Source organism: Sphingobacteriales bacterium, assembly GCA_016711285.1.
In the GTDB taxonomy this organism is placed as follows: Bacteria; Bacteroidota; Bacteroidia; order Chitinophagales; family UBA2359; genus JADJTG01.
In genome coordinates, this window is sequence record JADJTG010000017.1 from 1 (window position 1) to 15,969 (window position 15,969).

General features: G+C 42.6%; 15 protein-coding genes and 2 pseudogenes. 9 read left to right on the top strand and 8 right to left on the bottom strand.

The window, feature by feature from the left end:
• Positions 1-573: 573 nt before the first annotated feature.
• Positions 574-1,223: pseudogene (locus tag IPL35_15980) on the bottom strand (fructose-6-phosphate aldolase).
• Positions 1,224-1,320: 97 nt separating this feature from the next.
• Positions 1,321-2,410, bottom strand: a pseudogene (locus tag IPL35_15985) (M20/M25/M40 family metallo-hydrolase).
• Positions 2,411-2,673: 263 nt separating this feature from the next.
• Here IPL35_15985 and rpsP point away from each other — a divergent pair.
• The gene (gene rpsP / locus IPL35_15990; protein MBK8444805.1) at positions 2,674-3,042 is read left to right on the top strand and encodes a 30S ribosomal protein S16; all 369 of its coding nucleotides are present in this window, start codon (positions 2,674-2,676) and stop codon (positions 3,040-3,042) included.
• Here the strand turns inward: rpsP and IPL35_15995 are convergent.
• The 3 genes from IPL35_15995 to IPL35_16005 all read right to left on the bottom strand — a co-directional run bounded on the left by IPL35_15995 (position 2,990) and on the right by IPL35_16005 (position 4,730).
• On the bottom strand, positions 2,990-3,262 hold the full coding sequence (locus tag IPL35_15995) for a hypothetical protein (protein ID MBK8444806.1): 273 nt from the start codon (positions 3,260-3,262) through the stop codon (positions 2,990-2,992). The genes rpsP and IPL35_15995 overlap by 53 nt on opposite strands.
• A 33-nt stretch (positions 3,263-3,295) precedes the next feature.
• A complete protein-coding gene (locus tag IPL35_16000) occupies positions 3,296-3,715 on the bottom strand; it encodes a hypothetical protein (protein MBK8444807.1) in 420 nt (139 codons plus the stop codon).
• A gap of 61 nt (positions 3,716-3,776) precedes the next feature.
• Entirely contained in the window at positions 3,777-4,730 is a 954-nt protein-coding gene (locus IPL35_16005; protein MBK8444808.1) for a glycosyltransferase, read from the bottom strand.
• A gap of 221 nt (positions 4,731-4,951) precedes the next feature.
• Between IPL35_16005 and IPL35_16010 the strand changes: the two genes are divergently transcribed.
• The 5 genes from IPL35_16010 (at position 4,952) to cysD (ending at position 8,549) form a co-directional block, all read left to right on the top strand.
• Positions 4,952-5,701, top strand: a complete 750-nt coding sequence (locus tag IPL35_16010) for a hypothetical protein (GenBank protein MBK8444809.1) — start codon at positions 4,952-4,954, stop codon at positions 5,699-5,701.
• Between the two features lie 26 nt (positions 5,702-5,727).
• The gene (locus IPL35_16015; protein ID MBK8444810.1) at positions 5,728-5,949 is read left to right on the top strand and encodes a metallophosphoesterase; all 222 of its coding nucleotides are present in this window, start codon (positions 5,728-5,730) and stop codon (positions 5,947-5,949) included.
• Between the two features lie 36 nt (positions 5,950-5,985).
• Complete coding sequence (locus tag IPL35_16020; GenBank protein ID MBK8444811.1) at positions 5,986-6,843, top strand: hypothetical protein; 858 nt, start codon at positions 5,986-5,988, stop codon at positions 6,841-6,843.
• 111 nt (positions 6,844-6,954) lie between these two features.
• Positions 6,955-7,572, top strand: coding sequence for an adenylyl-sulfate kinase (cysC, locus tag IPL35_16025; protein MBK8444812.1), 618 nt, complete (start codon positions 6,955-6,957; stop codon positions 7,570-7,572).
• A gap of 71 nt (positions 7,573-7,643) precedes the next feature.
• Entirely contained in the window at positions 7,644-8,549 is a 906-nt protein-coding gene (cysD, locus tag IPL35_16030) for a sulfate adenylyltransferase subunit CysD (GenBank protein ID MBK8444813.1), read from the top strand.
• An 80-nt stretch (positions 8,550-8,629) separates the two neighbouring features.
• On the opposite strand, the gene IPL35_16035 is transcribed toward cysD, so the two are convergent.
• Positions 8,630-8,842 (bottom strand): T9SS type A sorting domain-containing protein, encoded by a 213-nt coding sequence (locus IPL35_16035; GenBank protein ID MBK8444814.1) that lies wholly within the window; start codon positions 8,840-8,842, stop codon positions 8,630-8,632.
• Positions 8,836-9,420 (bottom strand): hypothetical protein, encoded by a 585-nt coding sequence (locus IPL35_16040; GenBank protein MBK8444815.1) that lies wholly within the window; start codon positions 9,418-9,420, stop codon positions 8,836-8,838. Before IPL35_16040 ends, IPL35_16035 begins: the two co-directional genes overlap by 7 nt.
• Positions 9,421-9,770: 350 nt before the next feature.
• On the opposite strand from IPL35_16040, the gene IPL35_16045 reads away from it, so the two are divergent.
• The 3 genes from IPL35_16045 (at position 9,771) to IPL35_16055 (ending at position 15,061) form a co-directional block, all read left to right on the top strand.
• The gene (locus IPL35_16045; GenBank protein MBK8444816.1) at positions 9,771-12,212 is read left to right on the top strand and encodes a choice-of-anchor J domain-containing protein; all 2,442 of its coding nucleotides are present in this window, start codon (positions 9,771-9,773) and stop codon (positions 12,210-12,212) included.
• A gap of 322 nt (positions 12,213-12,534) precedes the next feature.
• Complete coding sequence (locus IPL35_16050) at positions 12,535-14,265, top strand: ATP-binding cassette domain-containing protein (protein ID MBK8444817.1); 1,731 nt, start codon at positions 12,535-12,537, stop codon at positions 14,263-14,265.
• A gap of 106 nt (positions 14,266-14,371) precedes the next feature.
• Positions 14,372-15,061, top strand: a complete 690-nt coding sequence (locus IPL35_16055; GenBank protein MBK8444818.1) for a hypothetical protein — start codon at positions 14,372-14,374, stop codon at positions 15,059-15,061.
• A 34-nt stretch (positions 15,062-15,095) separates the two neighbouring features.
• Here IPL35_16055 and IPL35_16060 read toward each other — a convergent pair whose 3' ends face one another.
• Positions 15,096-15,923 (bottom strand): 2,3,4,5-tetrahydropyridine-2,6-dicarboxylate N-succinyltransferase, encoded by an 828-nt coding sequence (locus tag IPL35_16060; protein ID MBK8444819.1) that lies wholly within the window; start codon positions 15,921-15,923, stop codon positions 15,096-15,098.
• Positions 15,924-15,969: the final 46 nt, after the last annotated feature.

The following is a 15,969-nucleotide window of genomic DNA, read 5'->3' on the forward strand; positions in this document are numbered from 1 at the left end:
GATACCGAAAGAGTTTAGGACTTGATGAAGCAAAATCGAAATTTGTTTATTAATATCCTCAAAGACTTCAGCGTAAGGCGCAAAAACCAATGTAAGGTTATGGAAATTTGAAAGATCTGGATGAATCGAAAAAATGAAACTACTACTATTCAGCATCGCAAACAAAGAACCCAAAACCCAGGTATATCAGAGCGTCTGAAGCCTCAAGTAAAGAAGCGCAAAAAAATGGTTAATGGCGCAAAGTTTGAAGGAAAAATCATAGAAAAATACAAACACAATTTCATTTATACAAATCAAATACTCGATTGATGATAAGGACGAAGAAATACGGATAAAGAAGGATAAAAACTTTAAAAACAGAACTCTGGATAATCAGCCACTTTAGTGCCGCGGTAGTGTTTCCAAGATGCCGTATACATAGGGAAGCACGAACCCTGTTTTCATCGCTCATACATAATAACGGATTGACAACTAATGACACCAAGCAATTTAATCTCCCACTTTGCACCATCACTGCCACTGTCGGGTAATTAGTATGCTGCAAAATGGAGTACTGCCTTTTGCAGAAATACTTCATCTTTTATAAAAAGTGATGGAATTGTCCTTCATTTTCTGGGCATCTTCCAAAAATTTCATAAAACCGATGTCTGTAAGCGGGTGTTTGAGAGGCTTAGCCCATAACAATAGAATCAAAGGACAAATATACATCAGCACCTACTTCAAAGAACAAGATAATGACAAGCCGGGTTGCGGAATGGAAGCTGCCAAAATTTCGGTGGCGATGCGTGAGTGGTATAAATACCCGCAATTTGCTCAATGGGTTGTACGCCGTCCCGGGTTGATGTCGTCAATCGCCCGATAAAGGCGACACATAAGTAGCACCCGGCCGGCAGCCAAAATAGCCTGTCCTGCCGAGAAAACAAGCGTACAATTGGTGCGCATGCCCTGCTCCGTAAAATAGCGAATCCTTTGATGCCGTCTTTAATCATCGGCACTTTTACGACAATATTATCCGCAATTTCGTGAGTGTTTCACCTTCGCGCACGATGCCTTCGTAGTCGGTGGCGAGTACTTCACTGCTTATCGCCGTCACCGAGCAAGTCGGCAATGGTTTTGTAGTGTTGCAATACGGGCGTTCACCTTTGATGCCCCTCTTTCACCATCAGCCAAGGGTTGGTAGTTACGCCGTCCAAAATAACTGTTAACCAGTGCTTGTCGGATATGCGCCATTGGCAGTATCAATAAAAAATTTGATAAAAAATGTTATTTATATGTTAAATTTTACAGGTATTTTTTATTATTCAGCAAATATTTGATTTTTTAAATACTTAAAATCGTGGCGATACTGAATTTTAATAAAGTATAATACATCAGTTTAATGGTGTTTTCAATATCATCGCGGTGCGCCATTTCTACGGTGGTGTACACTGCGCAAGGCAGCAGCGACAACAAAGCCGACACTACACCTTTTCCGCTGTATGCAATAGCATCGGTATCTGTGCTTGGTACTCCGCGAAACTGCCTTCCCGCTGAAAAGGCAGATTTGTTCCTGAGCCGTTTCGATGATTAAATTCAACAATTTGTATGTACTGCTGGAGCATACGCCAGCATAGTCCCTTTGCCGCACCCAAAATTCGCCCTTTTTCGGTTTTGCTAATCATCGGAGTAGTAGTATCGTGCGCCGCATCGGTGACAAGTGCCACATCGGGTTGCAGGTATTGAGCGATCATTTGCTCCGCGCAAAGCCCACTTCTTCCTGCACCGAATTTACGACATAGAGGCTGTAAGGCAATTTTATCTTGTTTTCGTGCAAAAGCCGCGCCACTTGCGCAATCATAAAGCCGCCAATGCGGTTGTCCACCAGCCCTGCCGCAAAAATACCTGCCGCCGTTGAGTTCGGTGAGTTCATCTTGATAAGTGACCACGCAGCCAATATGTACGCCCAAATCTTCACTTCCTGCCGCGAGTCGCAGCCGCAATCAATGGTGAGGTTGCTCACTTTGGGGCTTTCTTCTTTGGCGGCATCGCGCAAATGAATGGCAGGCCAACCAAAACCCCCCTCTACTTTTCCTTTGGGCGTATGAATAAACCCCCGTTTGGAGGGTGCAATCTGATGATCCATACCGCCATTGCGCAGCACATATATCAAACCATTGTCGCTGATATAATGCACCATCCACGAAATTTCGTCAAGATGTGCTTCTATCACCACTTTATAGTCGTTGTCGGGGTTGATAATGCCGTAAGCAGTACCATAAGCATCGCAGTGTTGCTTTTGCGTATAGCGTTGCATATAATTCAACCAAATTTGCTGCCCTTTCGCCTCGTGGCTGGTAGGCGAAGGATTGTTGAGATATTCGTATAAAAACCGCCGTGCGGCTTCGTCAAAAATGACAGATTTTTTTTTCATCTGAAATTAAAATATAAAAATACAAAGGTAAAGATATGCAAATTAAAGCATAGATTTTGAATTTTAAAAAGCGAAAAGGAGTTATTGATATATAAAATAAGCGGCACAGTGATTATTTTGTGTTTTTTAAAAATAATATAAATCTGTGCTTTTAAAGTTAAAATAAAAAATATATCTTTGCGCTCCGAAATTCAGTTACCTGTTCATCAGTTTGGAACTGAAACGTTTATTTATTAAACAATTTTAAAAAAAAACAATTTTTTATGCCGGTTAAATTACGTCTTCAAAGACACGGAAGAAAAAGAAAACCCTTTTATCACATTGTAGCCGCCGATGCGCGTTCCCCCCGCGATGGTGCTTTTATTGAGCGTGTAGGCTATTACAACCCCAACACACAGCCCGCTACTATTGAATTAGATGTAGATGCTGCTTTGCGTTGGTTGCAAAATGGCGCACAGCCCACCGATACCGTACAGGCTATTTTGTCTTATACAGGTGTGTTGTACAAAAAACACTTGCAACGTGGTGTGAGCAAAGGTGCTTTGACACAAGAGCAAGCCGATGCCAATTTTTCAAAATTCATCGCCGACAAAGTGCAAAAATCAAAACCGTATCCAAACGCTCAAAGATAGCCGTCAGCAGCAATTGGGCAAACAAGATGCTGCCGAAGTAGAAAAAACGCAACCAAAGAGCCGCCGAAGCCAAAAAAAGCTTTGGAAGTAGCTGCTGCATGCGGTTGAAGAACCTGCCGCTAATATTTTGGAAGTAGCTGCTGCGCCGATTGAAGAACCTGCCGCTGATATTGTTGCCGATACCCCTGCCGAAGAAAGCAGTGCTGCGGAATAGTAGCATTTGGGGATAAAAAACAAAATTGTAGTTTTTTTTCTATAAAAGGAGGCTTCGCTGAATTTCCGGCGAAGCCTCCTTTTTAACTCTTCTTTCGTTCCACGCCAAGCAGAGCGCAAGTGCATAGCCCGCCGCCGCCAACATCAAAAACGGCAACGCTACATAATCTTGTTGGTAATAAGCCGCCACCAATGCTGCCAACAATAGCAGCAGCATTGAATATTCTCCTTTATATGCAATAAAGTACGGTACTGTAAAAACGTAGCCTGTGCTATCACTGCTTTTTGGGGTGCGCACAAAAGGCGTTTTGATGCCGCGCCAACCCTGCCATACCGCACCCGTATTGTACCACGACAGCCCCAAAAACATCACCGAAAACATCACAAACAAACTCAAAAAAGAACGGCGCGGCTGTGGGTCGCAGCGATACATTTGTGCATAACAAAAGGCATAGAGCAAAGTAGTGACGCTAAAAAAGAACTAAATTGTAAAATGGGAGCAATGGCAGGTACGAGCGGTTTTAAAAATACCAGCAAAATATTGCATATTGTGAGCAGCCTAGCACTGCAAACAAAGTGCTCCCGCCCAAATGCAAAGTACCTTGTATTTTGTTTTGCCAAGACACTTGTTTATTTTTCCAGAGCGAAGGCAACAATTTCACAAAGTTTTCCGCACCTCCTTTGTTCCAGCGAAATTGCTGCGAACGCAGCGCACTCCAATTCGCGGGTAGTTCGGCGGCTACCTGAATATCGGGAACATACCGCATTTGCCAGCCCTGCAACTGAGCGCGATAGCTCAAATCTAAATCTTCGGCGAGGGTATCGCTACTCCAATTGCCGGCTGCGACGATACAACTTTTGCGCCACATACCGGCAGTGCCATTAAAATTAATAAAATGCCCTGCCTCCTGTCTGCCGCTTTGTTCCAAAGTAAAATGAGCATCTAAGGCAAAGGCAAAAACCCGCGTGAGCCACGAAGCAGAGCCATTGAGATGCGACCAACGCGTTTGGAGCATACCCAATTGCGGGTACTGCTGAAAATAAGGCACACAGCGCAGCAGCCAATCAGGAGCAGGTATAAAATCAGCATCAAAAATAGCGATGAGTTCGCCCTGTGCCGCAGGCAACGCCGCCCGCAATGCTCCCGCTTTAAATCCTTCGCGGTGGGGACGGTGCAGGTGCTCCGCACAAAAACCTCTTTGTAGGAGTTGTGCCGCCTGTTGAGTACAAAGAGCAGTAGTAAAAATGTCGGTGGAGTCGTCTAAAATTTGGATATGCAGTTTTTCTTTTGGATAATCAAAAGCAGCGATATGTTGCAGGAGTCGTGTCGCCAAAGCACCTTCGTTGTAAATCGGCAATTGAATGGTAATATGCGGCAAATCCGGCAGCAAAGGAGGAGAAGAAACAGAGGCAGTGCTGCGAATAAAATGGCGGGTTAAATGCAATAAAGATAAAGAGTAGATGAAAAATATCATCAAACAGCACACATATAATATAACAACGCCAAGAGCAATTATCATTATCCACATAAAAAAAACAAAGGAACAATATTTTTGATGATGATTAAAAACTATCGGCAGGCTATCTTAAATAATAAATTTTATAAGATTCTGTTACGGCAATGTTAAAACAATCTCTTAGCTTTGTAAAACAATTGTGCGGTTTTTTGAATAAATTTTTATTAAACAATATAAATATGCAAAATCTATTGATAATAAATATAAAACAAATAGTGTTGTTTTTTGTAGGCTGCTGGATAAGTACCTCCATTGCGCAGGCACAATGTTGCGGGGTGAGTAATCAGCATAAAAAACGCTCGGTGTGCCTTGAAAACGACAGCACCAAAGCGGCATTTATCACCGAACTCAACCAATACGATATGATTGTGGAAGCCACCGTAATTGCCGAAAGCGATACGATTTATCTGAACACCGAAGGCTACGATATATATTATAATCCCGAACGCCCTTATATTTTGCAAACTTTAAAGATACACCGTTTATTCAAAGGAAATATAAGCAGCGATACCTTACAAATTTTGACACTTTACAATGGAGCAACGCTGGCAGATAAAAAATTGGGTAAAATGAATCAAAGAAGTTCGGGATCTAAGCAGGTATTTGGATATAAAACAGGCGATACGGGAATTTTTATGCTGTATAATACAGAAGAAAACAAAAGCGTATTGCGGCAGGCTCTGCACGGGCGCACGGATAAGGTAAAAGAAGGTATGATATTAACACCTGCTTTGGTCAAATACGCCGACCAAGCCGGTATGGACTGCACCGGAAAACCTTCTTTCAACAATAAAAGAGCCGTGTTTCATTTTACAGATACGCGCTATGCCTTCACTTCTGTCCACGATTTATACCAAACTTTAATGTCATATTTTCCTCAGGCAATTATTTATGAAGCAATTGATGTTGAGGCAGTAGAGCAAAAATAAAATTTTGTTAAAAAAGCTCAGGGTAGATGAATATTTTGCATTTTTCTGATACCCACTTGGGGTATCATTATTACGATAAAATCACAGAAGAAGGTGTCAATGCGCGTGAGCAGGATTTTTACGATGCTTTTAGCTTCATCATTGACCGCATTGTAGAACAACGCCCCGATTTGGTATTGCACTCCGGCGATTTTTTCATCGTCCTTCGCCGAGCAACCGCGCCATCACTTTTGCTTTGGAACAACTGAGCCGCGTGAGTGTGCTGGGTATTCCTTTTGTACTGATTGCGGCAATCATTCCACACCAAAAATGCCTACACTGCCCCTATTCTCAAAGCCTTTGAGTCGCTGCCGCACATTTATCCCATTTACCAACAAAAATATGAAGTGCTGTCGTTTGGCGAAGTGTGCGTACATGGTTTGCCCCACATCAACGACCCTCTCCGGCAAGCCGATGAAATAGCCCACATACAACCTACCGAAGGCAAAAAAAACATATTGATGCTCCACACCTCGCTGGGCACGAATTATTATATGTCGGAGGAATTGGGCATTGAGTTTTTTCCGTCTGCCAGCTACCCGCTTTTGGATACTTTTGATTATATAGCATTGGGTCATTGGCACAATTATCAGCAATTAAAAGGATTTCGCAACGCTTGTTACAGCGGCTCTACCGAGCGACTCAGCGAAAGCGAAATCAGCAGCGAAAAGGGCTATTGTACTTTGCAACTCACGCCGCAAGGCATCAGCACACCCACTTTTCACGCTATTCCCACGCGCACTTGGCACAAATGGCACATCGGCAACTGCCACGAAAAGTCGGTGACAGAGATTCGCAACGAACTCTTACACCTCCGCGACACTCACCTCTGCCAGCAAGCCATTATCAGTTTGCACCTCAGCGACCTAAAAACCGAACAACGCTACGATTTGGCGCACGCCAAAGTAAAAGAAATTTTTGAAGAAGCCTTAGTCGTCAATTTGCGCAGCGAAAACCGCCACGAAGCACATTTCTTCAGCAATTTACCCACCCAGCAATTAGAAAATTTAGAAACTTTGTTTGAAAGTTTTTTATTGAGTAAAAATATTTCGGGCAGCGAGCAACTGCTCCAAAAAGCGCGTTCTTACTTTGAAGAAGAATAAGATATAAGTGCGTTTTTTTGTGACAATAGGAATAAAACAAGAGAAAAGGTATAGCAGAAATGCTATAAAACTTTCAGTTTTTTTGAAAAAAATACTACCTTTGCAGCCGCCATGAACAAGTCTTTCGCCTCCGACCATATACACCCGATATTTGAACGGCTGCTCCAGCGTTCCGACAAAGAAACCCAGTTGCGCCAACGCGCCAAAGTGCTGTGGTTGAGTGGGCTGTCGGGCAGCGGCAAATCTACCATTGCCGAATATTTGGAAAAAAACCTGCACGCTGCCGGTTTTTTCACCATGCTCCTCGATGGCGACAATGTACGCACGGGCATTTGCAACAATCTCGGATTTTCGGAAGCCGACCGCCACGAAAATATACGCCGCATAGCCGAAGTAGCCAAATTATTTTGTAACAGCGGCATCATCACCATTTGTTGTTTTGTAAGCCCTACGGTGGCATTGCGCCAGATGGCACGCGACATCATCGGCGAAGCAGATTTTATGGAGGTATTTATTGATACGCCTTTGGAAATTTGCGAGCAGCGCGATGTAAAAGGTTTGTATGCCAAAGCGCGGCGCGGCGAAATCAAAGATTTTACAGGTATTTCTGCTCCTTTTGAAGCCCCCGAAAACCCCGAAATTCGTGTGCTTACGGCGGGTTATAGCATACAGCAGTCGGCACAACATATTTTAGACAAATTGCTGCCGCATATCACCTATACCGAATAAGGGCGGTGATATTTTTTATTGATTATCTTATCTTTATATATTTTTAGAATCATCGTATTTAATTAATAATAATGACACATTATAAACTGACGCATTTGCAAGAGCTGGAATCGGAGAGTATTTTCGTATTGCGCGAAGTAGCGGCACAGTTCCAAAATCCTGTTTTGTTATTTTCAGGCGGAAAAGATTCCATTTGCGTATTGCATTTAGCACGCAAAGCCTTTTATCCGGCGGCTGTTCCTTTTACTTTATTGCATGTAGATACCGGACACAATTTTTCCGAAACCATTGATTACAGAGATAATGTAGTAGCACAATTGGGCGTAAAATTACAAGTGCGCTATGTGCAAGACTCCATTGATAAAGGCAGAGCCGTAGAAGAAAAAGGCTATAATGCCAGCCGCAATTTGTTGCAAACCGTCACACTTTTAGATGCTTTGGAAGAGCTGAAAGTGGATTGCGCTTTGGGTGGGGCACGCCGCGATGAAGAGAAAGCACGCGCCAAAGAACGTTTTTTCAGCCACCGTGATGAGTTCGGACAATGGAATCCCAAAAACCAACGCCCCGAACTTTGGAATTTGTTCAACGGGCGCAAGCACATGGGCGAGCATTTTCGTGTATTTCCTATCAGCAACTGGACAGAGATGGACGTGTGGCAATATATTCTCAAAGAAAACATTCCTATTCCTTCCATTTATTTTTCGCACCAGCGCGAAGTATTTTGGCGCGATGGTCAGTGGCTTGCCAAATGCGATTATATTGCAATGAAACCCAGCGAGCAAAGCGAAATCCGCACCGTCCGCTTCCGCACCATCGGCGATATGACCTGCACCGGAGCCGTAGAATCCGATGCCGACAATTTGCACAAAATCATTGAAGAAGTATCGGCTTCGCGCGTAACAGAACGCGGCACACGCGCCGATGACCGCCGTTCGGAAACAGCAATGGAAGACCGCAAAATGCAGGGATATTTTTAAAAAAACAAAAGGGGTTTGCACTATAGTGCAAACCCCTTTTGTTTTTTAGCTTTGTCAAAGCTAAAAAAGTCAAATACTGATTATTTTTTTACAATTTTTCTTGTAAGATGATGAAACTCATTGGCAATGACCAGCAAATAAGTACCTGTGGGCAAACTGCTCATATCCAATTGTGTTTCAAAAGAATTGTCATATAAGAAATGGTCTTGTGCCTGAACCATTTTTCCGTTCATATCAGTAAGCACAATTCCCATATTTCCAAGCGATATATTTTCTAAATGAACGTTTAACACATCGCTGACGGGATTAGGGAATACGGAGGTCTGCACCAACAACTGCTCAAAGCCCACTGTTTGTTTGGGATTAACAGAAAGCGAAGTGGTGTATATTTTGTCGCCGGTAGAAGTGCCGTTGCCATCGGCTGCATTGGCGGCGGCATAAAAAGTAACCACACCTTTATCAGTACCCGAGCCGTCCATTGAAAATTAAAGGAAGAAGGACTGGGATTGGGTACATTGTTGTGGTTAATGAATTGTACCGAAGCAGTAGTTTGTGTGGTGGTATTGCTGTTGGCAGCTATAAAATCACCTGCACTTTTGTCAGTTTCATCAAATGCTACCATCTGAAAACCATAGCGTGAAGCCGTAGCGTCGCTAATGAGCAAACTCATATCGTAGGTTTTTCCGGATTCATAGTTATTGTCTGTTCCGTTAAAGATAATAGCAGTACTGCCACCTCCAGTATTCACCGAACCGCTATGACAGCCGACAATAGAGCAAGAACCTTGCCCGGATGCACCCGCATTAAAAGGTGGCGGCACAGTATGATAAGTAGCAGCGGGCTGCGGGTCAAAAAATATACCGTAAGCCATAACTGCAAGAAGGATACAAGAAATTGTAAGTTTTTTTACCATTTTGTTTGTTTTTATTAACTTTGCAAATTGAATAAATTTTTTAGTTTAACTTAGTCTGACAAAACCATTTTTTATAAAAAGCTAAAAAATATTGATTTAACCGCATGTGTAGAATACTATTATATTTCATAAATTACTTGTTCATCATAGCTGCAAATATAAAACATTATTCATTGAAATGTTGCGCCAAAGAACAAGAGTACATATATTTATGTGGTTAAAAATACTATTTTTCTTTATTACAAAACCATTTTTTTATAAAATATTAATAAACAAACCAAATAATTAAATTTAATTACTTACAAACGATGAAATTGAATTTTTTACGCTCAGGAATTAAGCTCTCCGGTTTAGTGGCGGGTTTATTCTTTGCTTTTGTTTCTCAGGCACAAGTATGGTCGGAGAATTTTAACGATTTTGACGGTTTTTTCCAAGACGGACAAAATTCCACAGGCTGGTCGATGTATGATGTGGACGGTCAGACACCCGCCACAAACGTTGCCGACTTTACACAAGGTTGGAACTGGCAAGATGCTTGGGACGCAACCCAAGACGGTATCATGGTAAGTAATTCTTGGTACGACCCCTTTGGTCAAGCCGACAAATGGTTGGGTACACCAGCGATTGCTATTCCGAATACCGATGGTTTGCAGTTCAAGTGGCAGGTAAAATCGCAAGATGTAGATTTCTTGGAGGCTTATCAAGTGGTAGTTTCTACGGCGGGCAATACTTTGGCAAATTTGCAGGCAGGTACAGTGGTGTATTCCGAAACAGCCAGCCCGAACGATTGGACAAGTCGTGCCATCTCTTTAGATGCTTACAAAGGTCAAACCATTTATATAGGTTTCCACAATATATCCAACGACAAATTCCTGTTGTTGTTGGATAACCTTTCAGTAGATGCTCCTACTGAATTTGAGTTGGCACTGTCGGGTTCGGTGATGCCGATAGAATATGCAGAGTATCCGCTTGACCAAAACCCTTCTTGGGGCGGCTTTGCTATCACAGTAGGTAATACTGGCGCACAGGGACAAACCAACGTTACATTCAGCACGGTTATCACTGCTTTTGATATAGACGGAAATCCCGTAGAAGTATTTAATCAAAGCACTTCTGCCGATATTGCTTCTACAGGTTCACAAAACCTCAGTATTACAGAAACTTACGCTCCTACTGCGGTTGGTTTACACGCCATTGAGTACTTTGTTTACTCCGACCAGCAAGACACTTTGGCTGCCGACCTTGCTTTTGCTAATATTACAGATGGTGCTTATGGCAGAGCCGCTTATTTCTATAATTCACTGCAAGATGCAGACGGAAATCCCCTAATAGGCGACTTTTCTACACAATTCCTTTCTTTCGATGATGATCAGGGTAATGATGGCGCAGGTGCTATCGGTTATGTTTTCGAAGTAGTCAATGAAACTACCGTTGATTCTTTGTCGGCGTTGTTGGGTTCAGAAGCACAGGGCGATATTACCCTTTCTTTATACAGCATCAATACAGATGGCAGCCTCGGTAACGAAATAGCTACTACTGTACCTTATACAGCTACAGGCGGACAGGACAATGGTGAATTTTTAAACGCACCTTTGCAATGCCCTGTTTCTTTGGCTGCGGGTGCTTATGCAGTAGTCATTCATGATGAAATCGGCAACGATTGTGCTATCGTTTGCTCTAATTATTTCTATACCAATGGAGCTATCATTGCCCACTTAGGCGATGAAAACTGGTTTTCTGTAAGTGCGGGTACTTTTGTTCCCTGGATTTTTGTAAGCACCACCACAGAGGCTATCGGTGTTGCCGATAATGTAGAAATTGAAGCCGCCAACGATGGTTTGCAAGCAGATTTTAATGCTATCATCAGCGGCGGTGCTTTGTGTGACCTCACTTGGAACTTCGGTGACGGCGGTAGTGCCACTGGCACCAGTGTATCGCACACTTATGCCAACGGCGGTACTTATACTGTAACAGTAAGCGGTTCTTATGGCGGCGGTACTCCTGTAACAGATACTTATGAAATAACAGTAGGTTGCAGTTTGGCAGCCAGCGTAAATGCTACTGCCACTACTGCTACTGCGGTGGTAACAGGCGGTACACCAGCTACTTATCAATGGCAAACCGTTGGCGGACAAACTTTGGGTACAAATGCAAACATTACCGGCTTATCTGAAAATACTGCTTATGTTTTGACAGTAACTGATGTATCCGGTTGCGAAGCCCTTGCTACTTTCACCACCAGCACTTGTGCTTTTACTATTAACTCTGTTGTTTTAGACGGCTCTACTGCCGGAGCATTTGCCAGCAATTTCTCTAATGGTACTGCTCCTTATCAATATCAATGGACCAATGCAGCAGGTAGTGTAGTAAGTGCCAGCAACTCTGCTTCCAATTTGGTTTCTGCCCAGATTTATACTTTGACAGTAACTGATGCTTCGGGCTGCAGCGACAGCTTTAACTTTGAAGTTCCTGCTTCCGGCATTGAAGATTTGAACGGTGTGGTGTCTTTCCAAATGACACCGAACCCTACTTCCAGCGATGTACAACTTTCTTTGCAGCTCAACAAAACTGAAAATATCAGCATAGAAATTTATAACATCAGCGGTCAAAAAGTAGTACAATTACCAAATGTAGTGACTAATGCTATCCAAGAGCGTTTGGATTTGTCGTATTTGCCAAGTGGTACTTATACCGTAAAAGTAAATGTAGGCAATCAAAGTGCTGCCGCTACTTTGATGTTAGTAAAATAATATCACATCGTATCATTATAATATAATTATACACAAAAGAAGCCGCCTTTTACGAAGGGCGGCTTCTTTTTTTGGCAGAAGTTGGCACACAGAAACAAACATTTTCTATATTCCTTCGTTTTTTTAATATTTAAAAAAGAAATAAACATTCCGTATTTTTTAATCGTTAGCCATTTTATTTATATAATTTTGTGCTTTTAACAGCTTCTTTGTTTTGGAAAATAATACTACTTCTTCGCCGCGTATTAAAAAAGGTGATTTGCTCCAATTTTTCAGCATATACCGCTACATTCTTCCTTACAAAACCTATTTTATAGCAGGAATGATTTTTTTGGTGCTGTCGAGTATGACGGCATTGGCATTTCCGGCTATCATCGGTACGCTGCTGGATACGGCGGTAGGTAAGCAGGCAGGCAATTTTTTGAGCCGCTATTGGTCGGGACTCGGCAATGCTTCTTTGCTCACGGTGTCCAAAATATTGTTTTTAGTATTGGTGTTGCAAGCATTTTTTTCGTTTTGCAAAGTAATTTCTTTTTCGTTCGTGAGCGAAAACGTAATGGCGGATATTCGCAAAGACCTTTTTTCAAAGGTACTCACGTTGCCATTTTCTTTTTTTGAAAAAAATCGTGTCGGCGACCTCACAAGCCGCCTCACCGCCGACATTACCCAACTTCAAGATGCAATTTCGTGGACTTTGGGCGAATTTTTTCGTCAATTATTTACCTTGGTTATTGGTATCGGATTTTTATTGCTCTTATCGCCCAAATTGTGTTTGGTGATGCTTTCTACTTTTCCGGCATTGATTATCGGGGCGGTTATTTTTGGAAAATATATTAAAAAGCTATCAAAAAAAACACAGGAATCCTTAGCCGAAGCCAACGTAATTGCCGAAGAAACTTTGCAAAACATGTCGGTTGTGAAATCATTTACCAACGAACATTACGAATCCAACCGCTACAACAGTTTTTTGAAAAATGTGGTTAATTTTGCCTTGCGCTCCTCTTTATTTTACGGATTATTTACTTCTTTTTTTATTTTTGGTATTTTCGGAGGTATTATTTTGGTGCTGTGGTTTGGTGCTTCGTACATTGAGCAGGGGCTAATGAGTACGGGCGAACTCACCACTTTTGTCATTTACACCATTTACATCGGTGCATCGCTGGGCGGTATGAGCGATTTATACAGCCGCCTCCAAAAAGCGGTGGGCGCAAGTGAGCGGGTACGCGAAATTTTGGGCGAAAACAGCGAAGTAGCTTTGCAAAAAATAACGCCGGCTCAAATACCGGTACGCGGCAATATTACCTATCAAGATGTGCATTTTCATTATCCTTCACGCCCTGATATTGAAGTACTGAAAGGGCTGACACTGCATATTCAAGCGGGCGAAAAAGTAGCGTTGGTGGGCAAAAGCGGAGCCGGAAAAAGCACAATTACACAATTGCTGCAAAGATTTTATGATTGGCAGACGGGCAGTATTTTGTTGGACGGCAAAGACATTCGCAACTACGAAATGAGTTTGTACCGCTCCAATATTGGTGTAGTGCCACAGGAAATTCTGCTCTTTGGCGGCACTATCCGCGAAAATATCGCTTACGGCAACTTAGATGCAGACGATGCCGCTATTATGGAAGCAGCCCGCCGCGCCAATGCTTTGAGTTTTATCCAGTCGTTTCCTGAAGGTTTGGACACAATAGTCGGTGAGCGCGGTATCAAACTGTCGGGCGGACAACGCCAGCGTATCGCCATTGCCCGCGCGCTGCTGCGCAATCCCCGCATTTTGATATTGGACGAAGCCACGAGTTCTTTGGATTCGGAGTCGGAAAAATTGGTGCAAGAGGCTTTGAATGAATTGATGAAAGGACGCACCAGCATCATCATCGCACACCGCCTTTCTACCATACGCGAAGTGGATAAAATTTTTGTATTGGAAGACGGAGAAATTGTAGAGCAAGGTACACACGAAGAATTGAGTAATATGCCAAATGGCAAATTCAGAGCTTTGCTTGAATTGCAACAAACATCATCGGCGGTATTTACGGAAGAAGTATTATAAGGCAATTTTATATTTATTTTTATTGTGAAATTTTTTTTGCAATGCAGATAACATTATCTTGCATTTTTCATAAATTATACATCAACCAAAGTATCTTTCCTTTATTATGATAGAAGAAAAATTTGACATTGTAAAAGATTTTTTGGAAAACAAATCGGCAACCAAACAGGAAGTATATCGCATTACGTTGGATATTTTTGCAGAAATGCGGCGTTTGGCAAAAGAAATTGTCAATAAAATCAACAATGAAATAGAGTTAAAGAAAGGAGTATCGGTGGAATATACCAACTTCAGCGAATTTGAGTTTCATATCCGTTTGTCGGGCGAGTTGGTAGTATTTTCTATACATTCCAATATTGTTACTTTTCCTGCCACGCATCTGCTCAGTACGAGTAATTATATCAAAGAGGACGAAAATCGCCGCTATTTCGGAACATTTACGGTATATAATTTTCTAAACGACTCCTTGCGCTATAATCGCCTGAATGATATAGGTTATCTGTTGGCACGGCTTTTTGTCAATCGCGAACGACATTTTTATATAGAGGGTGTGCGGCAAATGCACTTTTTGTATCCCGACATTGCCCAAAATATACTTGATCAGGATATTTTATCGGAATTTATATACAGCGTGATAGAAGCCGCTTTGGAAAATGACTCTATCACGGCAGATTTTGAAAGCAACAAAATCATCAGTGTAGGCGAAAAACTCAGCCGCCGTATGTTGGGCGGTGTTCAGAAAGTAGGATATATACGCGCTGCCTCAGATGAAGGGCTGCCGCTATCTTCGCTTTAAGGAGTTTTAACGATAACTTTTTTGTTTGTTGTTTTTAAACAGCCACTTCAAAATCGCGCAGGGTTTGGTTGAGCGAGGTTTTTTTGTCGGTAGATACCGTTCGCTCGCCGATAATCAGTGCGCAAGGCACTTGGTAGGCTCCTGCCGGAAAGGTTTTGGTATAAGCTCCCGGAATGACAACCGAGCGTGCGGGTACTCTTCCGGTGTAAGTGAGGGGTTCGCTGCCTGTGACATCAATGATTTTGGTAGATTGTGTGAGTACTACATTTGCGCCCAATACTGCTTCGCGCTCCACAATTACACCCTCTACCACAATGCAGCGCGAGCCGATAAAACAATCGTCCTCTATAATTACGGGGCTGGCTTGCAAAGGCTCTAATACACCGCCGATACCTACGCCCCCACTCAAATGCACATTTTTTCCGATTTGGGCGCAACTTCCCACCGTTGCCCAAGTATCCACCATAGTGCCCTCATCTACATAAGCACCGATATTGATATAGGAAGGCATCTGAATAACACCCTTTGCCACAAAAGCACCATGGCGTGCCATTGCCGGCGGCACTACGCGCATACCGCGCTCTTTAAAATTGCGTTTGAGAGGGATTTTATCATAAAATTCAAAAGCCCCCATTTCTATTGTTTCCATAGGAGAAATAACGAAATACAACAGCACCGCTTTTTTTATCCACTCGTTTACTTGCCAGCGACTGTTGCCAAGCGGTTCGGCTACACGCAAATTTCCTTCGTCTAAGGCGGCGACAATACTGCGCACCGCTTCCTGATGCAGTGGGCTGCTTTGCAAGAGGCTGCGCTCTTGCCACGCTTCTTCAATAAGTGTTTGCAGGGCGTTTTTATCCATTTTTATAGATGATTCGTGTATTTTTTATTAAAAAATGTAATATTTA